We start from the raw sequence: 22,184 nt of genomic DNA on the forward strand, positions 1-22,184 counted from the left end.
GCGCCGTCGCCGAGTCTGGCGCATGATGGTCACACCCTGTGGAGGTGAAGATGTCGACCGACAAACCGGAGCCTGCTTCGCCCGCCTGCCTCGCTCACGAGGCGGACGATGCCTACATGGGCTACGCCAGCCGGGACGAGCTCGCCGCCTTCCTGAACGAGCTGCTCGAGGCCGAACGCGCTGGCACCGGCGTGGCGCTGAAGAGCGGCCCGGCGGCGGCGGGCACGAAGTTCGCCGACCTGCTGCACGACGTGCACCACGACGAGGCGCGCTGGTGCGCCATGCTGATCAAGCAGCTCAGGGCGCTCGGCGTGCCAGCCTCGACCAGGATCGGGGCCTTCGAGGGCAAGGCGCTGGCGATCGAGGGCCTGCCCGAGCGCATGGCCTTTCTCAATCGCGGCCAGGGCTGGGTGGTGAAGAAGCTGCGCGAGATGCTGCCCAAGGTGCGCGACGACGGCCTGCATCGCGACCTCAGCGAGATGCTGGCCAGCCACGAGACCAACATCGCCCGCACCAACGAGATGCTGAAGGCCTGAGGTCAGGCCGCCGCCAGGCACTCCGCGCCGTCGACCCAGGCCATGTTCTCGGCGGTGGCGAGAACGGGCCCCAGCGAGAACATCATCTGCTCGGGCGACAGCGGCACGGCCCGGCCGGTCCTGAGCATCTTGCGGCCGGCCTCGGTGATGAACCAGCCGCCCGGGCCTTCGTTGATCAGGCCGTAGAGATTGAGCCGCCCCGTCACGCGGCGGTTGAAAGCCCGATTGGGACCGCTGCTCTCGAGCTCCTGAAGGACCGCGCGCTCTTCGACCGAAATCGACCGTGCCTGCATCCCACAACCTCCGTTTGTCGCGGGGACAACGGACCGGCGCGCGGCGAGGTTCTGTGGACTCGATGTGACGCGGACGAGTGTTGCTTCGGCGCTACAGCGGCACGGCGTCGCCGTCGATCAGGGCGTGGGTGCAGCCGAGCCGCTTCGCTTCGACCCGCACGTCGGCGGCTGCCGTGACGGCGCGCACCACGGCATAGCCCTTGGCCTGCCATGGCGCGGCATCGGGCCAGGCGGTGCCGATGGGCAGGTAGAGGCGCGGGCGCACGGGGATCGGCTCAGAGGCCGCCAGCACCGCATCCATGTAGAGCGTGAAGCCGGTCGCGGGCTCGCTCACGCCATCCTCGGGATAGCCCGCCGAGTAGCGGCCGCCGCGCGCCAGCTCCTGGCGGCCGGCGAGCGCGAAGACCGAGAAGGAGACGCCGGTCTGGTACTCGAGGCCGCGATAGTCGACCGCGTCGAGGGTCAGCGGCAGGTCGCCGTCGGCCGCGGTGACCAGCGCCACGGCCTCGGCAAGCCGCGCGGCTTCGGCCTGGGCGGCGGCGGGCAACTTGAGCTTCTTCAGTTGGGCGATCGCCTTGTCGGCCGGGCCCGCGGCGCGCAACAGGCCGATGAACAGGTCGGCCGCCTTCTTGTTGTCGGCCAACGCGCCGGCGATCGCCGCCTCGTCCTTGCGGTCGAGCGCGCGGCGCAGGCGGCGGGTGGGCTCGGCCTCGAGCTTGAGCCCCGCCGCGACCGCCGCCACCAGGGTCGGCAGGTTGAGATCGACGGTGAGCTCGGCGACGCCGATCGCCCGCAGCGCATCGACCGCCAGCAGCACCGCCTCGGCGTCGGCCTCGGCGGTGTCGACACCCAGCAGCTCGCAGCCGACCTGGGCGAACTGCCGCTCGGGTTTCAGCGCATTGCCGCGCACCCGGATGACGTTGCCGCCGTAGGAGAGGCGCAGCGGCCGCGGCTCGTGCTTCAATCGTGTCACGGCGATGCGAGCCACCTGCACGGTCATGTCGGGCCGCACGCCCATCATGCGCTGCGACACCGGATCCATCAGCCGGAAGGTCTGCGACGCCAGCGCCGCACCCGGGCCGCCGAGCAGCGATTCCTCGAACTCGACCAGCGGCGGCTTGACCCGCTCGTAGCCGAAGGCCGCGAAGCGCTTGATGGCGACATCGATCGCGTCGGCCTCGCGCGTGGCGTCGGGCGGCAGGAGGTCGGCGAGACCGGCGGGCAGCAGGCCGCGATGGTCGTTGTCGTTGGCAGTCATCGCCCTGTTGATAGCCGATTCCGCCGCATCGACCAAAGCCTGCCGCGCCGGCTAAGATCGCTCTGTCAGTGGGGAGTAACACGTTGCGTCGTTTGGGGCATGGAATAGCCGGGCTGCTGATCGCGGCCGGACTGGCTTGGGCGTGCGCGCCGACACAGGCTCAGACATTTCGTTCGGAGGGGCCAGCACCGAGCCAGGGCCCCTGGGAGACGATCCAGAGCCGCGACAAGCCGGGCCTCGACCAGGGGACGGTCGCCGGCGCGATCCAGGCGGTGCTGCCCGACCCCGGCAACCCCAACCGCATCTTCGTCGGCTCGACCAACGGCGGCATCTGGCGCACCACCGACAACGGCGCCACCTGGACGCCGCTCACCGACAACGCATCGTCGCTGTCGATCGCGAGCCTGAGCTTCGATCCGTCGAACACCAACGTCATCATCGCCGGCGTCGGTAACGTCTCGAACGGCGGCGTCGGGCGGTTCCGCAGCGGCCAGATGACCGGGCTGCTCTACAGCAACACCGGCGGCAACAGCTGGAGCACGATCGATCTCGGGCCGGGTCTCAGCGGCAAGAGCGTCGTCTCCGCCGCGGTCAGGGGAAACGTGATCCTGGTCGCGTCGGCGGACCCCAACAACGTCGATACCGCGGGCGGCGGCTTGTACATCAGCGTGACCGGCGGCGCGTCCTTCAACCCGGTGAACGGCATTCCGGCGAACGCGCCGGTCACGGCGCTCGCCGCGGACAGCGGCTCGACCAACACCTTCTATGCCTCGGTGAACGGCAACGGCGTCTACAGGAGCGTCAACGGCGGCGCCGACTGGAGCCCGGTCACCATTCCCGGCCTCAGCACCGCCGACAACCTGAAGGTCGTCACCGGCAGCATCGCCGGCTCGATCGTGGTCGCCGCCTACAACGACGCCAAGGTGACCGGCATCGCCCTGTCGAAGGACGGTGGTGCGACCTGGAACTCCCTGCCGGTGCCGAGCCCCAATACCGGTCAGACGAACACCAATCTCGCCCTCGCGATCGATCCCCACGACGCGAACATCGTGTATTTCGGCGGCGCAGCCAGCTCGGCAGAGCGCAGCTGGACGTTGGCGGGGTATAAGCTGGTGCTGGGCACGAACGGCCAGCCCTCGACCTTCAGCCCGATCACTCTCGACGGCACGGTCGACAACAGCACGCCGCACGCCGACGCGCGCATCTTCGTGTTCGATGCGAACGGCCGGATGCTGCTGGGCGGCGACGGCGGCATCTACGCCATGACCACGACCGCCGCGGGCGTCTCCTGGACCGGCCTCAACACGGCCAGCCTGTCGATCCGCGAGGCCAACGCCGTCGCCTACGACTTCGTGACCAAGCGGATCGTGGTCGCGGCGCAGGATACCGGCGTGGCGATCCAGGATTCCGCGCGCAGCGTCGGCTACACCGCGGTGCAGGGCGCCGACGGCACGAACGCCGCCGTCAACGACGTGACGCTGCGCTCCGCCGGTCAGAGCGCCACCTACACCTCGACGCAGGGCCTGGGCGGGCTGATGCGCCAGATCTACGACTCGCACGGCACCCTGATCAGCACCCAGCACTTCAACACGTTGCAAACGGGCCAGGACCGGCTGAACTTCGAGCCGGACGACTACCAGGCCGACACCGACCCCGACTCCCAGAGCACGACCAAGACGCTGCCGCATGCCGCGCGCCTGGTCCTGAACAAGGTCGATCCCACGCGAATCGCCTTCGGCACCAACTACCTCTACACGACCCGGGACGAAGGCGCCGAGAGCACGACGCTCACCCTGCTCAACCGCGGCACAGCCGGCACGCGGATCGGCCCCATCACCGCGCTCGCGTTCGGCACGCTGGACAATCCCGACGCCTTGCTCGCCGGCACCAGCACGGGCGCCGTCTACATCAGCCCGTCCGAGACCGGCGGGTCGCTGCGCCTGACCGGCTATGCCAGCGGCGGGCAGGCTCCCACGTCGGTGGTGTTCGACACGCGCTACGCGAACTACTTCTACGTCGCCAACGGCGTCACGCTGCAGAACACCACGAACGGCGGCTACGGGACGTTCGGCGATCTGACCCCCAACCTCACCACGCTGAACATCGAGCGGCCGCTGACCTTGGAATTCATCTCGACCAACGGGGTGAACGCGCTGCTGGTCGGCGGCCTGCGCCAGACCGCCAGTGCCCAGAGCCCGCTCGCGGTCGTCGAGGCCGATGCGACCGGCGCGCTGATCGGCGGGAGCTGGCGGGCTTTCGGCAACAACCTGCCCAACACGATGGTGAGCGCGCTGGCCTACAATCCGGCGGCCGACGCGCTGGTCGTGTCGCTGTGGGGGCGCGGCATCTGGACCCTCTACGACGTGACGAGCAACTTCAGCGCGGCCTCGGTGCTGCAGTTCGGACTGGCGGACAACGATTCGGCCCCCGGCGCGGCGCTGCTGACCGGCGCGCGGCCGCTGATCAAGTACGGCATCGGCACGCTGACGATCGGCGGTCCGGCGACCTACAGCGGCGGCACCACGATCAAGGGGGGCACGCTGCTGCTGACCGGGACCGGCACGCTCGGCGCGACCACCGCGTCGACCACGGTCGACGGCGGCACGCTCGATCTCGGCGGCACCAGCCAAGTCCAGGACGGCGGCCTCACCCTGAAGGCGGGGGCGGTGCAGAACGGCATCTTCCGGTCGAGCGGACCCTTCGCGGTGGAGGACGGCACGATCTCCGCGGCTCTGGCGGGCACCGGCAGCCTGACCAAGAGCGGGCAGGGCACCGTCGTGCTGTCGGGCACCAGCACCTATACCGGCAGCACGACCGTCACCGGCGGCATTCTGAGGGTGAACGGCTCGATCGCGTCGTCGAGCGGCGTGACGGTCGGCGCCGACGGCGTGCTGGGCGGGTCGGGGACGGTGCCCGCAACCGTCGTCAACGGCTTCGTCGCCCCGGCCAATCCCGGCGGCGTGCTCACCGTCAACACCGGCTACACCCAAACGGCCGGCAGCACCTACGAAGTCGTGACCACCGCCGCCGGCGCGAGCGACCGGCTGCAGGTCAACGGCCCGGCCGCCCTGGCCGGCACGGTGGCCGTGCATCCGACCGCCGGCGCCTATGGCAACGGCAGGACCTTCACCATCCTCAGTGCGACCTCGCTCACCGGCAGCTACGGCACCGCCACCAGCAGCTACGCCTTCCTGCGGCCGACGCTTTCGTACGACGCCACGGACGTCTTCCTCACCCTGACGCCGGGCGGGTTCGCGCAGGCCGCGACCACCCCCAACCAGGCGGCGGTGGCAAGCGTGCTCGATCGCGGCGTCGCCAGCGCAAGCGGCGATTTCCTCACCGTGATCGATGCCTTCTCCCTGCTGACCCCGGAGCAGGCTCAGGGCGCGTTCCAGTCGATCAGCGGCCAGAACTATGCGGGCCTCGGTACGCTCGGGGTGCAGACCGCGCAGCTTTTCATGAGCTTCTTCGCCCAGCAGGCCGGCGGCAGCCAGACGACCGGCGGCGGCAACGGCGGCGGGCGGATCGCGCTGGCCGAGGCGTGTGACGTCGCGTGCGATGCCACGGCGCCGCGTTGGAGCGCCTGGGGCGGCGCGCTGGGCGGCGTCGGCACCATTGCCGGCAACACCAATGCGCCCGGCCTGAATTTCAACATCGGCGGCTTCGCGGCCGGCCTTGACCGCCGCTTCGACGGCGGCTTTCTCGCCGGCGTCACCGCGGGATACACGACCGCCAACCAGTATACCCAGAACATGCCGGGGCTGGGCAGCGTCAGCACCTTCCAGTTCGGCCTCTACGGCGAGTATGCCAGCGGCAGCTTCTATCTCGATGCGCTGGCCGGCTACGCCCGCAGCAGCAGCCAGATGACCCGGCCGATCTTCGTCCCCGGCCTCGCCCCGCGCACCGCGCTGGGGCAGACGAGCACCGACCAGTTCTTCGGGCAGCTCGAGGCCGGGTACAAGATCGCGCTGGGGGGATCGTTCGACGCCTTCGTGACGCCGTTCGCGCGAATCCAAGGATCGACCGCGACGCAAGCCGGCTTCACCGAGACCGGTGCGGGGGCGCTCAACCTCACGGTCGCCGGCCTGACCACCAACTCGCTGCGCAGCGTGCTGGGCGTGCAGACCGGCGGCGCGATCGACGCGGGCTGGCGCGGCCCGCTCGGCGTGGTGCTGCGGCTCGGCTGGAGCCACGAGCACGCCGACACCTCGCGGCCGGTGAATGCAAGCTTCGCCGGCGCACCGGCTTCGCCCTTCGCCGTGGCCGGAGCGCCGACGCCCCGGGACGGCGCGATCGTCGGTCTCGCGACCAGCACAAGCATCGCCGACTCGACCAGCGTCTACCTGCGCTACGATGGCGAGCTGGCGGGAGGAACCACCAGCCACATCCTGTCCGCCGGCGCGCGCATCGTCTGGTAGGCCAAGGCGCTTGTTTCCATCGGCGGTTGGGCTATTGCTCGGCCGATGACCGTCCGCCCCGCCCTGTCCGTGGTGGCGCCCTGCTTCAACGAGGAGGGCGTGCTGCCGGAGTTCCTGGCCCGCGTCGGCGCCGTGCTCGATCGGCTGGGCAGCGGCCTGGGCGGCACGGCCGAGATCGTGGTGGTCGACGACGGCTCGCGCGATCGCACCTGGGAGACCATGACCAAGGCTGCGGCGCAGGATTCGCGCATCGTCGCGGTGCGGCTGATGCGCAACCATGGCCATCAGCTCGCGCTGACCGCCGGGCTGTCGATCTGCCGCGGCGAGCGCATCCTGATCATCGACGCCGACCTGCAGGATCCGCCTGAGCTGCTGCCCGACATGATGGCGCTGATGGATGGTATCGATGGCAAGGGGGGAGCGGACGTGGTCTACGGCCAGCGCCGTGCGCGTGAGGGCGAGAGCCTGTTCAAGCGCGCCACCGCCGCCGCCTTCTACCGCCTGATCGGCCGCATGACCGACGTCGAGATCCCGCTCGATGCCGGCGACTTCCGGCTGGTGACGCGGCGCGTCCTCGACCTGCTGCTGGCGATGCCCGAGCGGCATCGCTTCATCCGCGGCATGGTGGCGTGGATCGGCGGCCGGCAGGTGCCGATCGTCTACGACCGCAAGCCGCGCGCGGCCGGCGAGAGCAAGTATCCCCTCTCCAAGATGATCCGCTTCGCCGCCGACGCGATCACCGCCTTCTCGGTGGTGCCGCTGATGGCCTCGATGACCATCGGCTGGATCATGGCGGCGGTCGGCTTCGCCTTCTTCGTCTATTCGATCGTCGGCTGGCTGATCGGCCACACCCTGCCGGGCTGGACGTCGCTGATGGCGGCGATCGGCGTGCTGGGCGGCATGCAGTTCCTGATGCTCGGCATCATCGGCGCCTATCTCGGCCGGCTGTACGACCAGAGCAAGGGCCGGCCGCTGTTCATGATCCGCGAGATCGTCGACGGTCGTGGGGGCGGCCCCGAATGAGCGCCGAGCTCGACCCTCCGGAGTTTGATCGGCACGCCGCGACCTACGACGGCGGCCTCGACAACCCGGTCAAGAAGGCGCTGGGCGATGCCGATTCGTTCATCGCGGTGAAGGCGCGCTGGCTGCTGCGCCACGAGCCCGGCTTGAAGCGGGACGGCCTCAGCCTGCTCGACTACGGCTGCGGCGCCGGCGACCTGATGCGGGTGCTCGCCGGGCTGGGCGCGCGCGGCACGTTCACAGGCTGTGATGTCTCGACCGGCATGCTCGACGAGGCGGCCCGGCGCTGGCCGGCGGGGGCGGGATCGGCGCCGGTGCTGTCGGCGCAGGACGGCGCACACACGCCCTTCGCCGACGGCCAGTTCGACGTCGCCACGATCAGCGCCGTGCTGCACCACGTGCCGGTGGCCGAGCGGCCGGCGGTCTATGCCGAGCTCGGCCGGGTGCTGAAGCCGGGCGGCCGGCTCTATGTGTTCGAGCACAATCCGCGCAACCCCTTGGTGCGCCACGTGATTGCCCGCACGCCGATCGACGCGAACGCCATCCTGCTCGATGCCAACGAGGTCCAGGAGGGGCTGCTGGGCTCGGGCCGCTACGAGCTCGAGACCGACTACCTGATGTTCATGCCGCCGGGGATGGCTTTCCTCCGCTTCGTCGACCGGGCTCTGGCGTGGCTGCCGCTCGGGGCGCAATATGCCGTGGCGGCGCGAAAGCCCGCCTGAGGGAGCAAGCCATGAACACGACCCTTGATACCCGGGTCTTCGAAGCCGAGCTCAAGCGCGACGGCTACGACGTCATGACCAACACCACGCCCGGCGCCAAGGTCAATCCCGAGCACTCGCATCCGTTCGACGTGCGCGCCATGGTGATCAAGGGCGCGCTGACGCTGACGCGCGACGGCGCGAGCCGGACCTACAGGCCCGGCGAGACCTTCATGATGCCGCGCGGCTGCCTGCATTACGAGAGCTACGGCAACGAAGGCGCGGTGGTGCTGCTCGGCCGCAAGTTCTGATGGTCGAGCACGCGCCGTCATCCCGAGCGTAGCGAGGGATCTTTCCTGCTGCCGAAAAGATCCCTCGCTACGCTCGGGACGACAGAGCGCGGCTGGCCGACGGCGCTGGCGTTCGTCCTCTCGTTGATCTTCCTGTGCGGCCTGATCGGCTGGCTGCAGAACGTGCACGTCGTCACCGCCAACGGGATGTACAAAAGCCTCCAGGCCGAGCCGTGGATCGCCGACTTCCGCCACGCCCGTCTCGATCCCTCGAACTACCTCTACTTCCCGCTGTACGGCGCCTCGGCGCGGCTGCTCGATGCGCTCGGCATCTTGCGCGGCGTGGCGTGGAAGCAGTTCGCGTACCTCAATGCCTTTTGGGCGAGCCTGGGCGTCGCCGCGGTCCATGCCTTCGTGCTGCGCCTGACGGGCGAGCGGCGGATCGCGGCGCTGGCGGCGGTGTTCCATCTCGGCTGCGGCTTCGTGCTGCTGCTGGCGGTGATCAACGAGGACATCATGCCGGGCTACGTCCTGGTGCTGATGGCGATGCTGCTGGCCGGCCTGTGGTTCGACCGGCCGACGGCGGGCCGCGCGATCGGCGTCGGCGTGCTGTTCACGCTGGGCTGGCTGGTCGAATGGCGGTTGATCTTCCCGACCCTGCCGGCGCTGGTGCTGGCGCTCAGCCTCGCCGAGGCGCCGTGGAAGCGCCGCGCCGCGTCGATCGCCGTGCTGCTGGTCACGGTCGTCGCCACCGCCGGCATCGTGCAGCAGATCTGGGAGGGCCATGCGGGCGCGGTCGGCCTGCACGACCTGCTGTGGACCGGCAAGGGCGTCGACAGCGGCTGGGGCGGGGTGGGTGTCGCCAAGCTCTGGATGATGCTGGCGGGCGTCGGCAGCTACCTGGTGGTGCTGGGCACGCTCGCGACGCCGGTCGAGGCGCAGGAGGCGGCGCTGCTGCTGGTGCTGTCGGTGCTGGTCCAGCTCGCGATCTTCGCAGCAGCCGTCGCCGTCTCGTGGAAGCATCGTGCCGATCCGCGGCTGCGCGCGATCGCCGTCGTGTTCCTCGGCACCCTGGCGGCGGGGCAGGTGCTGAACTTCTACTCCCAGCCGCACGACCCGCAGATGCAGGTCAATGTCATGGCCTGGCTGACGGTGGCGTGGGCGCTGCTGCTGTGGATGGCCTGGCGCGAGCGCCGCGCGCTGTTCGCCGTGCTGGCGGTGCTGTCGCTCGTGCCGCTGGCGGTCAACGCGGTCTCGCTCGCGCGCTTTCGCGGCGGCGACACCCGGGCGCTGGCGGCGCTGGCGACGATCGAGCGCAGCTTGCCGCCCGAGCGGACGGTGTTCGTCTACTGGGGCTTCGAGGACATCACCATGTGGCAGTACGCGCTGTGGAGCCACACCTGGGACTGGGACGGCACGCCCAACGACGCCAGGTTCAAATGGATCGCCCTCGATGCCGGCGCCATCCGCCACGCCCGCTGGACACCCGAGCATCACGCCCAGTCGATCCGCGGCGATCTCGAAGCGGCGTTCACGCGCGGCTATCGGGTGGTGATCGGCGACGTCTGGACCTGGAGCGAAGCCGAGCTGGCCGGCCATCTCGGTGCGCTGTCCGCCGCCGACCGCGCGCCGGCGATCCACGCCATGCTGCACGGTGGCTACGAGGCGACGAAGCTGCTCGATGTGCCGGCGGCGGGCACCTACTACGAGCTTCGGCGTCGCTAGAACGCGATGGATTGAACTCCGTCTGTCGTGCCGACCTGCCCGCCCCGGACGCGGGGAGTCCCCGAAAGTCCGCAAGAGTCCACACCGGTGTGGACCGGTTCGATGCCGATGGCATCGGCGTTTTCGGCCCGGAGTCCACGAATCCATCGACTCCGGGGGTCCCCTGAAAAAATACTCTATCCGCAATCCCGGACGGACCGCGCGCAGGGCGCGGGCGGCCCTTTCGGGAATGGTCGTGACGTGGCGCATCGTCATGCGCGCGACTCTGCACGCTGGAGCGCCTGACACCTATTATGGGCAATGGAAGCGATTTTTGGTCAAGGAAGACGCGGGTCGACCCGCGTTCCATTGCCCATAAAGCGATTCGCCCGAACGGGCTTATCCACAGCCCGGGCGCGGCGCGTCATGTCTTACGGACCGCGGAGCTCCAGCTCCGCTCATGAGCGGGCCTGGAGGCCCGCGGTCCGCATGAGCATGAGTGCCTTTGTTCAGCGCATCCGCTCGCAGCGCTGCGGCGGCGGCTTGACCTGGGTCGCTGACGCCAGCGCCGCGAGCGTCGGGGCGAGCAGCGCCTCGCCGAGCAGCGCCTGTCCCTCGTCGCCGGGATGGACGCTGTCCTTGTAGAGCGCGAGCTTGCCCTCGCCGTCGAACAGGTGCGTCAGGTCGACGAAACGGTCGTGCTGCGGGCTCGCCGCGACCGCCTGCTTGAGCGTGTCGTACAGCGCCACCATGCGCTTCTGGCTGAGGATGTCGTCGCGGGCGACGCCGGAGTAGGCGGCACTCATCGCCCGGCCGGGCTGGATCGCCACGAAGCAGCTAAGCTTGCGGCCGGCGCACGAGGTCAGGAGCTCGTTCATGTTCTCGGTGTAGAGCCCGGCGATCGACCGGGCGTGGCGCGCGAACAGCGCGTCGTCCCGTTCCAGCCGCCGGCGGAAGGCGAGCACGTCGTCCTCCAGCTCGTTCTGCATCAGTGTGTGCAGGATCGCGCTGTGGGTCGACAGCCACCACACGAGGCCGTCGCCGTAGAACTGGCTGAAGCGCAGGCCGAGCTGCCATGGATCGCCCGGCCGCACCGCCGAATTGGCCGGGATGATGACGTCGTTGTAGCCGTCGAGCACGATCGCGAGCGTGGCGTTGCGCGGCGCCACGGCGAGATGGAAGGCGAGCCGCTCCTGCAGCGACACGAAGCCGCCCATCGCGGCGTTGAAGACATAGACGTCCTGTCGGCCGAGCGTCTCGCGCAGCCGCGTCTCGAGCACGGCATGCCAGGTCGTCTCCTTGCCGCTCGCCGAGAAGCCCTGCGCCACCGAGCCGCCCAGCGCATAGATCAGGATCGCGTCGGGTTGCGCGCAGGTGATGCGGTCGACCTCGGCGGCCGGATAGCGCGAGCGCTCGTGGCTGAACAGGAAGTCGCTGAGCGGCGTGCTCGACGCCGGGATCGCCTCGGGCGAGGTGTAGAAGCCGAAGCCGCGCGCCTTGTAGCCCAGCGAATCGGGGCCGCCCGGCGCGAGGGCCAGGCGGTCGTTGGGCACGAGGTACTGGTAGTCGCCGGTGACGAACAGCGGCTGATAGGGCCAGCGATAGTGCAGCAGCTGCAGGCCGAACACCCAGCGTGCGACCATCTCCGCGACGACGATGGAGACGGCGAGCGTCATCAGCGTCGCGACGAAAGCCCGAGAAAATCTCCCCATGCTCCACCTCTATTGCGTTTGCCGGGGGAACGCCACGCATTGACGGAACCGGCCGACATCCGTATACGGGCCGCGGGCCACGCTCCCCCACCGGAGTGCAGCTCTTCTGTAAGGGAGAGGTAAAGATGAAGCCGAACGCACGTCCGGCGCGTCCCGATTTCTCGTCGGGACCCTGCGCCAAGCGCCCGGGATGGACTCCGGAAGTTCTCGGGGATGCCGCCGTCGGGCGGTCCCATCGCTCCAAGATCGGGAAGAAGAAGATCGTCGAAGCCGTCGACCGCACCCGGTCGCTGCTCGGCATCCCGGCCGACTACCGCATCGCCATCGTGCCGGCGTCGGACACCGGCGCGGTCGAGATGGCGCTGTGGTCGCTGCTCGGCGCGCGGCCCGTGGACATGCTGACGTGGGAAAGCTTCGGCGAGGGCTGGGTCACCGACGTCGCCAAGCAGCTCAAGCTCAAGGACGCCCGCGTGCTCAAAGCGCCCTACGGCCAGATCGCCGACTTGGACGCCGTCGACTGGACGCACGACGTGGTCTTCACCTGGAACGGCACGACCTCGGGCGTGAAGGTGCCGAACGGCGACTGGATCGCCGATGACCGCGAAGGCCTCGCGATCTGCGACGCCACCTCGGCGGTGTTCGCGATGGACCTGCCGTGGGCCAAGCTCGATGTCGTCACCTGGTCCTGGCAGAAGGTGATGGGCGGCGAGGGCGCGCACGGCATGCTGGTGCTGTCGCCGCGCGCCATCCAGCGGCTCGAAAGCTATTCGCCCCCGTGGCCGCTGCCAAAAATCTTCCGCCTGACAGCGGGCGGCAAGTTCTCCGAGGCGATCTTCAAGGGCGACACCATCAACACGCCGTCGCTGCTCTGCGTCGAGGACGCGATCGACGGCCTGAAATGGGGCGAGAGCGTCGGCGGGCTGAAGGGCCTGATGAAGCGCTCGGGCGACAATCTCGGCGTGCTCGAGAAATTCGTGGCCGAGCGGAAGTGGATCGCCTTCCTTGCGCCGGACGAGGCGATCCGCTCCAACACCTCTGTGTGCCTCACCATCGCCGCACCGTGGTTCACCGCGCTGGCGGCCGACAGGCAGGCCGCGGCGGCGAAGAAGATGGCCGATCTGCTGGAGAGCGAGAAGGCGGCGTACGACGTCGGCGCTTATCGCGACGCCCCGCCAGGCCTGCGCATCTGGTGCGGCGCCACCGTCGAGACGACCGACCTCGAAGCGCTGCTGCCCTGGCTCGACTGGGCCTATACCGAGATCGAACGCGAATTTTCATGACCCTTTCCTCCCCTTGGCGGAATCCGCCAAGGGGAGGTGCCCGCGTGGTCGCGGGCGGAGGGGTCGGAAGCCTCAACGCCCGTCTGTGACTCATGACCCCTCCGTCGCCGTATAGGCCACTATCGCGCTTTGCGCGAAAGTGGCGAGGCGACACCTCCCCTTCGCGGAGTCCGCGAAGGGGAGGAAGCTGAATCAGGAGCGATTGAAATGGCCAAACCCAAGGTTCTCATCTCCGACGAGCTTTCCCCGCGCGCCGTCGAGATCTTCAGCGAGCGCGGCTGCGATGTCGACTTCAAGCCGGGCCTCAAGCCGGCCGAGCTGCGCGCCATCGTCGGCAACTACGAAGGCCTCGCCATCCGCTCGGCCACCAAGGTCACGGCCGAGGTGCTGGCGGAGGCCAAGAAGCTCAAGGTGGTCGGCCGCGCCGGCATCGGCGTCGACAATGTCGACCTCAAGTCGGCGACCGCGCACGGCGTCGTGGTGATGAACACGCCGTTCGGCAACGCCATCACCACCGCCGAGCACGCCATTGCCCTGATGTTCGCGGTCGCCCGCCAGGTCGCCGACGCCAATGCCAGCACCCAGGCCGGCAAGTGGGAGAAGAACCGCTTCCTCGGCACCGAGCTCAGCTTCAAGTCCCTGGGGTTGATCGGCTGCGGCAACATCGGCTCGATCGTCGCCGAGCGCGCGATCGGCCTGAAGATGCGGGTGATCGCCTACGACCCGTTCCTGAGCGAGGAGCGCGCCGCCCAGCTCGGCGTCGAGAAGGTGACGCTGGAGCAGCTGCTGCCGCGCGCCGACATCATCAGCGTGCACACGCCGCTCACCGACCAGACCAAGAACATCCTGGGCCGCGCCAACCTGATGAAGACCAAGAAGGGCGTGCGCCTGATCAACTGCGCGCGCGGCGGCCTGGTCGACGAGCTGGCGGTGCGCGACCTGCTGGTCTCCGGCCACATCGCCGGCGCGGGCTTCGACGTCTTCACCGAGGAGCCGGCCAAGGCCAACGTGCTGTTCGGCGCGCCGAACCTGGTCTGCACGCCGCATCTCGGCGCCGCGACCGTCGAGGCGCAGGAGAACGTGGCCCTGCAGGTCGCCGAGCAGATGTCGGACTACCTGCTGACCGGCGCGATCCAGAACTCGCTCAACATGCCGAACGTGACGGCCGAGGAGGCGCCGCGGCTGGCGCCCTATCTCGACCTCGCCGAGAAACTCGGCTCGTTCGCCGGCCAGCTCACCGACACCGACATCAAGGCGGTGGCGATCGAGTACGAGGGCCAGGTGGCGGCGCTCAACGTCAAGCCGCTGACCCAGATGGCGCTGACCGGCGTGCTGCGGCCGCAGCTCGACACGGTCAACATGGTCAACGCGCCGGTGATCGCCCGCGAGCGCGGCATCGAGGTCGCCGAGGTCAAGCACGAGCGCGACAGCGACTACAGCTCGATGATCCGCATCTCGGTCACCACCGACAAGTACACGCGCTCGATCTCGGGCACGCTGTTCGGCGGCAAGCATCCGCGCATCGTCGAGATCAAGGGCATCGAGATCGAGGCCGAGTTCGCGCCGCACATGCTCTACATCACCAACGACGACAAGCCGGGCTTCATCGGCCGGCTGGGCACGCTGCTCGGCGAGAACAAGGTCAACATCGCCACCTTCCATCTCGGCCGCGACAAGCCCGGCGGCTCGGCGATCGCGCTGGTCCAGGTCGATCAGCCGCTGTCGCCCGAGCTGACGGCGAAGATCGCCGGGCTGGAGGGCGTGGTGCAGGCCAAGGCGCTCGGCTTCTAGTCTAGTCGACCAAGGTACGGGTTTTGGAAAAATCTGCCGGCGGGTAGAGTTGCCGGGTGGCGGGTACCGATGCCTTTGTACTGGACGATCGATTCGCGTGAGCGACTGGTGACGGCGGTGGCCGACGGCGGTGTGCGCAAGGACGAGATGGACGCCTACCTCGACGCCATCGAAGGCGCGGGGGCGGGCAACTATCGCAAGCTGTTCGACGGCAGCGTCGGCGAGCCGCTGATGGACGCGGACGCCATCATGGCGCTGGCGGTGCGGATGCGCGGCATGCAGCAGCTCGGGCTGGCCGGCCCGCTGGCGATCGTCATGCCGCGCGAGAAGTACGACACCTTCGCCCGCATGCTCGGCATCCTGGCCGTCGCCGACCGCCCGATGCGCTTCTTCGCCGATCCGAAGGAGGCGCGCGCCTGGCTGGACGAGCCCGAAGTCCGCGACTGGTCGCATCCCGCAGGTTGATCGGGCTGCTGCCGACCGCGGACCTGGCGGAGCGCGGCCATCCGGCGACGGATGAACGGGATCGACCCTGACATGAAAAATGCTCTGGCGCCGGGGAGAGATATCAGAGCTATGATATCCGTCCCCTGCGAAGGAGTAGCGAATGCCTCGAGTGAGCGAGATCGCCGACGATGGCGGCGATCCGACCCTGAAGCCGATCTTCGACAAGCAGCGCGAGCTGTTCGGCGACCTCCTGAACCCGGCCAAGGTGATGGCGCATTGCCCGCCGATCCTGCGTGCCGCCGGCGTGATGGGCCTGGCGTTCGAGCAGTCGGGCCAGCTCCCCAAGGGCATGCTGCCGCTGATCTATACCCGCGTGGCCACGATCAACGGCTGTCCGTTTTGAATGGACATCAATTCCGCGCGTGCCGCGGAAACCACGGACGGCGGCCTGGACAAGCTCGGCGAGCTGTTGACCTGGCGCGACAGCGCGCTCTTCAGCGAGGCCGAGCGGGTGGCGCTCGAATATGCCGAGGCCATCACCTACACCGACCGGCAGGTCGACGACGCGCTGTTCGCGAAGGTGAAGCAGCATTTCACCGAGCCGCAGATCGTCGAGCTGACCGCGGCGATCGCCTTCGAGAACTTCCGCTCGAAGTTCAATCCGCCGCTCGGCATCGAGGCCCAGGGCTTCTGCATGGTGCCGAAGCGGTAGACGTCCTTCGCGTGGCTTTCCCCCTCCGGCCCTTCGGGCCACCTCCCCCGTCTGACGGGGGAGGCAGGGAGGGGGCAGGCAACGCGAAGACTCATTCCATCTCGACGTTGAGCTCCTTCAGGGTCTTGCCCCAGAAGGTGTGCTCGTCCTTGACGAACTGGGTGAACTCCGCGCGCGTGCGCTCGGGCGGCTGCTCCAGGCCGTCCCTGGCCAGGGCCTCGTCCCATTTGGGGTTCTTCATCGCCTCCTTGGCGGCCTTCTCGATCTTGTCGAGAACGTCCGCCGGCGTCTTGGCGGGCGCGAACAGGCCTTGCCAGCTGGTCACGACGACGTCGATGCCCTGCTCCTTCAGGGTCGGCACGTCGGGCAGCGACTTGACGCGCTTGTTGCCGGTCACCGCCAGGGCCCTGAGATTGCCGCCCTTGATCTGCGACACCGCGGGCGGCAGCGACGAGAAGTTCATGGTTATCTGGCCGCTGATCACGTCGGCCACGGCCGGCCCCGTCCCCTTGTAGGGCACGTGGGTCATCTTGATCCCGGCTGCCTTGGCGAACAGCGCGCCGGCGAGATGGTTGTTGCCGCCGACGCCCGACGACGAATAGGTCAGCTTCTCGGGGTCCTTCTTGGCCAGCGCCACCAGCTCGGCGGCGTTGTTGGCCGGCACCTTGTTGCCCACGACGAGGACGTACTGGTAGTCCGTCACCTGGCAGACCGGCGCGAGGGCGGAGATGGTGTCGATCATGCCCTTCTGGACATGCGGGTTGATGATCACGTTGGTGCCGACGGCGACGAACAACGTCTGGCCGTCCGGCTTGGCGGCCGCCACGGCGCGCAGGCCGATCGAGCCGGCGGCGCCGCCCTTGTTGTCGATGACGATCTGCTGGCCGATGACCGGCGTCATGACCTGGCCCAGCTCGCGGGCGTTGATGTCCGTGCTGCCGCCCGCGGCATAGCCGACCACGAAGGTCACCGGGCCGCTCGGCCAGGCCTGCGCCCGCCCGGCGGACGGCAGCAGCAGGGCGGTCGAACCCAGGGCGAGCGCTTGGCGGCGGTTGAGGCTTGTCATGAGCCGTCTCCAACGATGATGATTCGGCCGTTGTTTGTCGCAAACGGCGGCGGGAGGCAAGGCGCATGAGACCGTACCGGGGGTGGAAGGTCGCGCTCGTCGGCGCCTTGCTGATGGCCCTGGCTGGTTGCGCCGGCTACTACGACCCGCAGCCTTCGGGCGAATTGCCGCCAACGACCTTGCCGGACAACCGGCTGACGGCGCGGTTCTTCGGCGTCTCGACCATTTTGCTGAGCGACGGCCGGTCGGCGATCATGACCGACGGCTTCTTCTCGCGGCCCGATTTCATCAAGGGCATCACCCAGCCGCTGCAGCCCGACGCCGGTGCGATCAGGTGGGCGCTGGGGCAGGGCGAGGTCGGGGGCCTCGAGGCCGTGCTGGTGCCGCACTCGCACTTCGACCACGCGCTCGATTCTGCCACTGTCGCGACGGCGACCGGCGCCACGGTCGTGGGCTCGATTTCGACCTGCCGTATCGTCAGGGCGGAGAACCTCCCGCAGGACCGCACGCGCCTGGTCGAGGGCGGCGAGCAGTTCCAGTTCGGCTCGTTCAAGGTCGGGGTCTTCAAGGCCAAGCACACGCCGGCGCCGCCGTTCCCGATTCCCGCGCTGGACGACGACGTCGATCCCGGCTTCACGGTGCCGGCGCGGATCTTCGAGTACGAGCAGGGCGGCACCTATTCCTTCCTGGTCGAGCACGACGGCCGCACCGTCCTGATCCACTCCAGCACCAACTACGTGGACGGGCTCTATGATGGCGTGCGGGCCGATGTGGTGTTCCTGGGCGTGGCGCTGCTCGCCCGTCAGGGCCCGGCCTTTGCCGCGGACTATTGGGAGCAGGTCGTGAAGAAGACCGGTGCGAAGCTGGTCATTCCGGTTCATTGGGACGACTACACGCGGCCGCTCGATCAGCGGCTCAAATGGTTCGGCTGGCCCGACGACCTTCCGGCAGACATGGCGATCGTTCGCGACCTGGCGGACAGGAGCGGCGTCCGGGTCGCCTTCATGCCGCTGTTCAAGCCAGTCGACATATTGGCCGCTGCCGGGATCGATCCGGCAGACCGCCACACGCTGCCGCCGCCGACGGTCGTGCGCCAGCCGGCGACCTGTCCGTTTTAGGGCGCGTCCGGCAAAGGCGGATAGGTCAGGCTGGTGCCGTGCACTTCAGCGAACGGCGTGAGCTTGTGCAGGCGATGGCTGGTCCTCGACAGGATCTCCACCGAAGGAATGCCGCGCACCTCGAGCGCATCGGCGACCAGCGAGCGGTGGCAGCGCCACGGCACGGCTTCGGCGCACATGATGGCAACGCGCGCGTGCCGGCTGAGATCGATCAGCTCGCCGAGCGCGCCTGCGAAGGCGGGCGTCTGCATGTAGTCGGCGTAGCCGCGAAAGCTGTCGTTGCGCCAGCCCTTGTTGGGCGAGTCCTTCGACGTCTTGCGCAAGCCGCCCAGGCCCGGCAGGCCGACATACGCGACGCCGTGTCCGGCGAGGGACTTCGGCAGGGCGTCGGCGTTGAACTGGGGGTTGCGGCGCGAGCGCGGCACGGTACGGATGTCGGCGACCGTCTCGATCCCGTAGGCGGCGAGCAGGTCGGCGAAGCCCTCGATCGACAGGGTCGAATGGCCGACGGTGAAGATCGCGCCGTCGGGCCATTCCGGCTTGGGGCGAGCCTGCCGCCGCGCCATCGCTCCGCTCAGTTCTTGCCCGAGACGTACTTGCCGGCGCCGTCGCCCGCGAGCTTGCCCAGCACGGCGCCGGACACCAGCCCCGTGCCGCCGGGGTAGTTGTGATAGAACAGCCCGCCGACCAGCTCGCCGGCGGCGAACAGGCCGGGGATGACGTGGCCGTCGGTGCTCTCGACCTCGCCGCTGGTCGTGATCTTGAGACCGCCGAAGGTGAAGGTGAGGCCGCAGGTCACCGCGTAGGCCTCGAACGGCGCGGTGTCGATGGTGTTGGCCCAGTTGCTCTTCGGCACGGCGAGGCCGCGCACGCCGCGGCCGTCCTTGACCGCCGGGTTGAACGGCACCTCGGTCATCACCGCCGCGTTCCATTCCTTGAGGGTCTTGAGGAACTGCTCCTGGTTCACGCCCTCGAGCTTGGTCGCCAGCTCCTCGATGGTGTCGGCGCGCACCTTGGTCATGCGCTTGATGCGGTATTCGTCGCGCAGCTTGTCGAGCACCTTCGAATCGAAGATCTGCCACGCGAACTGCTGCGGCTGGGACAGGATCACCGCGCCGTACTTGGCGTAGGTGTAGTTGCGGAAGTCGGCGCCCTCGTCGACGAAGCGCACGCCGTTGGCGTTGACCATGATGCCGAGCGGGTAGGAGTGCTTCTGGAAGTTGTCGCCGACCTCGAGGTCGCCGAACTCCGGCGCGTTCATGTCCCAGCCGACGGCGTGGCCGCCCGACCAGTTGCCGTGCGCCTTGGCGCCGATCGCCAGCGCCATGTTGATGCCGGCGCCGGTGTTGAACCGCGTGCCGCGCACCTTGGCGAGGTCCCACGTGGGCCCGAGATAGCGCGTGCGCATCTCGGCGTTGCTCTCGAAGCCGCCGCACGCCAGCACCACCGCCTTGGCGCCGATCCGGATCTTGCGGCCCTTGTGCCGGGCGATCACGCCGCGCACCACGCCGTCCTCCTCGATCAGCGACACCGCCGCGGTCTCGTAGTGGATCGGGATGCCGGCCTTGACGGCCGCCTTGTGCTCGAGATCGACCAGGCCCGGACCGCCGCCCCACGCCTCGACGGCGAGGCCGCCCCAGAACTTGTACTTGCCGTTCACCTTGAAGGCCTGGCGGCCGTAGGACGGCTGGAAGCGCACGCCCTTGCCGCGCATCCACTTCAGCGTCTCGAAGCTGCGGCTGATCAGGATGTCGGTCAGCTCGGGGTCGCATCGATAGTTGGTCACCCGGCCCATGTCGTCGAGGAACTGGTCGGCCGAGTAGGAGCCGAAATCGACGTCGCGCTTCTCGTCCTCGGTGAGGTCGTAGAGCTGGGCAAGATCGTCGACGCCGTGGAATACCACCCGCATGGCGCCGGCGGTATAGGTGCTGTTGCCGCCGCGCTCTTCCTCGGGCGCCGCTTCCAGCATCGCCACCGAGGCGCCGGCCTCGCGCGCCGCCAGGGCCGCACAGGCCGCGGCATTGCCCGCGCCCACCACCAAGACATCGACCTGGAAATCGTCCACGCGTCCGCTCCTCGATTTTGGCATGCGGCTTGCAGTACAATGCCCCGCCATGGGTGATCGGTTCGACCGTCTAAAACTGCGGCACGCCAATGTCGAGGCTTTGCTGCGCCGTCCCGGTATCGGCCACAACAACGGGCCGACCTTCGACATGTCGTGGGAGGCCTGGGTATGGCGTCGCGCCGCCGCCAAGGCCTGGAAGACACCCAGCCCCGAGATCGCGAAAATGCGCGTCCGTCGGGCGGAACGGCTGGGCATCACCTACAAGGAACTGACCGCGTCGCTGATGAACACCGGCGCCAACCTCGGCACCGCGGTGATGCCGCTGTCGCTGGCCGCCCGCGTCCGCCGCGGGCCGAACCGCGAGGTCATCGTCGAAGCGCGCAACTCGGTCGCCGCCCTGGTGGCGAAATTCGGCGGCCGGCTGTTCCTGCTGGGCGACATCGATGCGGTGCCGGCGCTCTCGGACGAGGAGCGCGCGGCGTTCCTGTCGGTCGTCAACCGGGCCTTCGACGGCAAGGTCGAGGCGGTCGGCTGGGGCCATGACGGCAAGGCCATCCGGACGATGCTCAGGAGCAACGCCGTGCCGCACCAGGAGGCCTTCCTGATCGGCGCCGGCATGAGCCACCAGGTGCTGGGCGACTCGGCCGGCCTGCCGTTCACCAAGGACATCGAAGGCTGGTTCGCCTGAAGGCGGATGTACCAGCCGCGAACGCCCGGCCATACCAAGCGCGACCCGGTCAAGCACTGGGCGCTGCCCGATAGAGTGTTCTTCGCCTGCGGCGGCTGCCACATCCTGGCGCACGCCTTCCTCGAGCGGTATGGCCGGCCCGAGCACGTCGTCACCTGGATCAAGCCCGCGCCCGGCTACTGGGGCAACCACATCTTCGTCGGCACCGATGACTGGGTGTTCGATTTCCACGGCTATGCGAAGCGCGACGCCTTCCTGAGGCATGCCTGGAGGGGCTCGCGGCGGCTGTGGCCCGGCTGGGACGCCACCCTGGTGACGGTGCCGCGCGACGTGCTGACCTCCGAGCCGCGGTCGCGCCAGATCGAGGGCCTGTGGCTGCGCGAACCGGGACAATTCCTCTACGACGCTTTGCCGCGCGCGCGGGCTTACCTCGACCGCTTTCCCCCACCGGACACTGGTATTTTGACGGTCGATGACGACGACCAAGCGCAAGCCGGCAAGGCGCGGCAAGAAAAGCTCTCCGGCGGCCAAGGCGCCGCGTCCGGGTAGGCGGCCTCCGTTCGCCGCCGAGCCGCCGCTGCAGCAGGGCTTGCTCGAGATGGCGACCATCGGCGCGCAGTCGTTCCTGTGGCTGGCGACGGTCGTGGCGAGCGTCGCCGCGCTGGCCGGAGCTGCCTTCGGCATCTGGTCGCTCCGCCCGCTCCCGGCTTACTCGTCGGAGCGGGTCAGGGTGGGCTCACCGTTCGAGGTCACGTTCCGGATCGAGAATGCCAGCGCGTGGTTCCCGCTCTCCCATCTGAAGATCCGCTGTGCGCTGGCCGGCGTCGACGCGTCCGACATGCCGCCGGTCGAGGCCGACGGATCGAAGATCCCCGCGCGCCTCGGGCCGGGCGAGCAGGCGAGCTTCACCTGTCCGTTCCGCGCCGGCGATCTGGACGTGGCGCTGCGGTCCGAACTCTACTTCCGCAGCGAATATGACCTGCCCGTGCTCGGCTCGCTCCGGCTCAGCGACAACGGCGGTCCGTTCGTCCTCAACACCCGGCTCCTGCCGCCGCGCTGGACGGCCAAACCCGGCAAGGACTAGA

21 protein-coding genes are annotated in these 22,184 nt (G+C 68.9%); 15 read left to right on the forward strand and 6 right to left on the reverse strand.

Annotation, left to right across the window (positions count from 1 at the left end):
- Positions 1 to 50: 50 nt before the first annotated feature.
- Positions 51 to 536, forward strand: coding sequence for a DUF6306 domain-containing protein (locus J0J01_RS11640; protein ID WP_296380679.1), 486 nt, complete (start codon positions 51 to 53; stop codon positions 534 to 536).
- Positions 537 to 538: 2 nt separating this feature from the next.
- Here the strand turns inward: J0J01_RS11640 and J0J01_RS11645 are convergent, their stop codons facing one another.
- Together J0J01_RS11645 and J0J01_RS11650 are read right to left on the reverse strand one after the other, a co-directional pair.
- Positions 539 to 829 carry a hypothetical protein gene (locus tag J0J01_RS11645; protein ID WP_296380681.1) on the reverse strand — a complete coding sequence of 97 codons (291 nt, stop codon included), beginning with the start codon at positions 827 to 829 and terminating at the stop codon, positions 539 to 541.
- A gap of 91 nt (positions 830 to 920) precedes the next feature.
- Entirely contained in the window at positions 921 to 2,087 is a 1,167-nt protein-coding gene (locus tag J0J01_RS11650) for an ATP phosphoribosyltransferase regulatory subunit (RefSeq protein WP_296380683.1), read from the reverse strand.
- An 83-nt stretch (positions 2,088 to 2,170) separates the two neighbouring features.
- On the opposite strand from J0J01_RS11650, the gene J0J01_RS11655 reads away from it, so the two are divergent.
- From J0J01_RS11655 to J0J01_RS11675, 5 genes are all read left to right on the forward strand, one after another.
- Complete coding sequence (locus tag J0J01_RS11655; RefSeq protein ID WP_296380685.1) at positions 2,171 to 6,505, forward strand: autotransporter domain-containing protein; 4,335 nt, start codon at positions 2,171 to 2,173, stop codon at positions 6,503 to 6,505.
- A gap of 45 nt (positions 6,506 to 6,550) precedes the next feature.
- Positions 6,551 to 7,528, forward strand: coding sequence for a glycosyltransferase family 2 protein (locus J0J01_RS11660; RefSeq protein WP_296380687.1), 978 nt, complete (start codon positions 6,551 to 6,553; stop codon positions 7,526 to 7,528).
- The gene (locus J0J01_RS11665; RefSeq protein WP_296380689.1) at positions 7,525 to 8,247 is read left to right on the forward strand and encodes a class I SAM-dependent methyltransferase; all 723 of its coding nucleotides are present in this window, start codon (positions 7,525 to 7,527) and stop codon (positions 8,245 to 8,247) included. Before J0J01_RS11660 ends, J0J01_RS11665 begins: the two co-directional genes overlap by 4 nt.
- Before the next feature lie 11 nt (positions 8,248 to 8,258).
- On the forward strand, positions 8,259 to 8,537 hold the full coding sequence (locus J0J01_RS11670; RefSeq protein WP_296380691.1) for a cupin domain-containing protein: 279 nt from the start codon (positions 8,259 to 8,261) through the stop codon (positions 8,535 to 8,537).
- A 123-nt stretch (positions 8,538 to 8,660) separates the two neighbouring features.
- Positions 8,661 to 10,241, forward strand: a complete 1,581-nt coding sequence (locus J0J01_RS11675; RefSeq protein ID WP_296380693.1) for a hypothetical protein — start codon at positions 8,661 to 8,663, stop codon at positions 10,239 to 10,241.
- Between the two features lie 488 nt (positions 10,242 to 10,729).
- On the opposite strand, the gene J0J01_RS11680 is transcribed toward J0J01_RS11675, so the two are convergent.
- Entirely contained in the window at positions 10,730 to 11,932 is a 1,203-nt protein-coding gene (locus tag J0J01_RS11680) for an SGNH/GDSL hydrolase family protein (protein ID WP_296380695.1), read from the reverse strand.
- Between the two features lie 125 nt (positions 11,933 to 12,057).
- On the opposite strand from J0J01_RS11680, the gene J0J01_RS11685 reads away from it, so the two are divergent.
- The 5 genes from J0J01_RS11685 (at position 12,058) to J0J01_RS11705 (ending at position 16,162) form a co-directional block, all read left to right on the forward strand.
- Positions 12,058 to 13,212, forward strand: a complete 1,155-nt coding sequence (locus tag J0J01_RS11685; protein WP_296380696.1) for a phosphoserine transaminase — start codon at positions 12,058 to 12,060, stop codon at positions 13,210 to 13,212.
- A gap of 207 nt (positions 13,213 to 13,419) precedes the next feature.
- Positions 13,420 to 15,003, forward strand: coding sequence for a phosphoglycerate dehydrogenase (gene serA, locus J0J01_RS11690; RefSeq protein WP_296380698.1), 1,584 nt, complete (start codon positions 13,420 to 13,422; stop codon positions 15,001 to 15,003).
- 69 nt (positions 15,004 to 15,072) lie between these two features.
- Entirely contained in the window at positions 15,073 to 15,468 is a 396-nt protein-coding gene (locus J0J01_RS11695) for a hypothetical protein (protein WP_296380700.1), read from the forward strand.
- 142 nt (positions 15,469 to 15,610) lie between these two features.
- Positions 15,611 to 15,853: a hypothetical protein gene (locus tag J0J01_RS11700; protein ID WP_296380702.1), complete on the forward strand. Its 243-nt coding sequence runs from the start codon at positions 15,611 to 15,613 to the stop codon at positions 15,851 to 15,853.
- The gene (locus J0J01_RS11705) at positions 15,854 to 16,162 is read left to right on the forward strand and encodes a hypothetical protein (RefSeq protein ID WP_296380703.1); all 309 of its coding nucleotides are present in this window, start codon (positions 15,854 to 15,856) and stop codon (positions 16,160 to 16,162) included.
- Between the two features lie 91 nt (positions 16,163 to 16,253).
- Here J0J01_RS11705 and J0J01_RS11710 read toward each other — a convergent pair whose 3' ends face one another.
- On the reverse strand, positions 16,254 to 17,228 hold the full coding sequence (locus tag J0J01_RS11710) for a tripartite tricarboxylate transporter substrate binding protein (protein ID WP_296380706.1): 975 nt from the start codon (positions 17,226 to 17,228) through the stop codon (positions 16,254 to 16,256).
- Positions 17,229 to 17,293: 65 nt separating this feature from the next.
- On the opposite strand from J0J01_RS11710, the gene J0J01_RS11715 reads away from it, so the two are divergent.
- Complete coding sequence (locus J0J01_RS11715; protein WP_296380708.1) at positions 17,294 to 18,346, forward strand: MBL fold metallo-hydrolase; 1,053 nt, start codon at positions 17,294 to 17,296, stop codon at positions 18,344 to 18,346.
- Here J0J01_RS11715 and J0J01_RS11720 read toward each other — a convergent pair.
- Both J0J01_RS11720 and tcuA read right to left on the reverse strand, forming a co-directional pair.
- On the reverse strand, positions 18,343 to 18,912 hold the full coding sequence (locus J0J01_RS11720) for a DUF488 domain-containing protein (protein ID WP_296380710.1): 570 nt from the start codon (positions 18,910 to 18,912) through the stop codon (positions 18,343 to 18,345). The two genes, J0J01_RS11715 and J0J01_RS11720, sit on opposite strands and share 4 nt — an antisense overlap.
- 8 nt (positions 18,913 to 18,920) lie before the next feature.
- A complete protein-coding gene (gene tcuA, locus J0J01_RS11725) occupies positions 18,921 to 20,411 on the reverse strand; it encodes an FAD-dependent tricarballylate dehydrogenase TcuA (RefSeq protein ID WP_296380712.1) in 1,491 nt (496 codons plus the stop codon).
- Between the two features lie 49 nt (positions 20,412 to 20,460).
- On the opposite strand from tcuA, the gene J0J01_RS11730 reads away from it, so the two are divergent.
- The 3 genes from J0J01_RS11730 to J0J01_RS11740 are packed head-to-tail and all read left to right on the forward strand — an operon-like array spanning position 20,461 to position 22,183.
- Positions 20,461 to 21,099: a hypothetical protein gene (locus J0J01_RS11730; RefSeq protein ID WP_296380714.1), complete on the forward strand. Its 639-nt coding sequence runs from the start codon at positions 20,461 to 20,463 to the stop codon at positions 21,097 to 21,099.
- A 6-nt stretch (positions 21,100 to 21,105) separates the two neighbouring features.
- Entirely contained in the window at positions 21,106 to 21,648 is a 543-nt protein-coding gene (locus tag J0J01_RS11735; protein WP_296380716.1) for a hypothetical protein, read from the forward strand.
- Positions 21,572 to 22,183, forward strand: a complete 612-nt coding sequence (locus tag J0J01_RS11740) for a hypothetical protein (RefSeq protein ID WP_296380717.1) — start codon at positions 21,572 to 21,574, stop codon at positions 22,181 to 22,183. The genes J0J01_RS11735 and J0J01_RS11740 overlap by 77 nt, the downstream gene beginning before the upstream one ends.
- Position 22,184: the final 1 nt, after the last annotated feature.

The sequence above is a fragment of the Reyranella sp. genome (assembly GCF_017305915.1).
In the GTDB taxonomy this organism is placed as follows: domain Bacteria; phylum Pseudomonadota; class Alphaproteobacteria; order Reyranellales; family Reyranellaceae; genus Reyranella.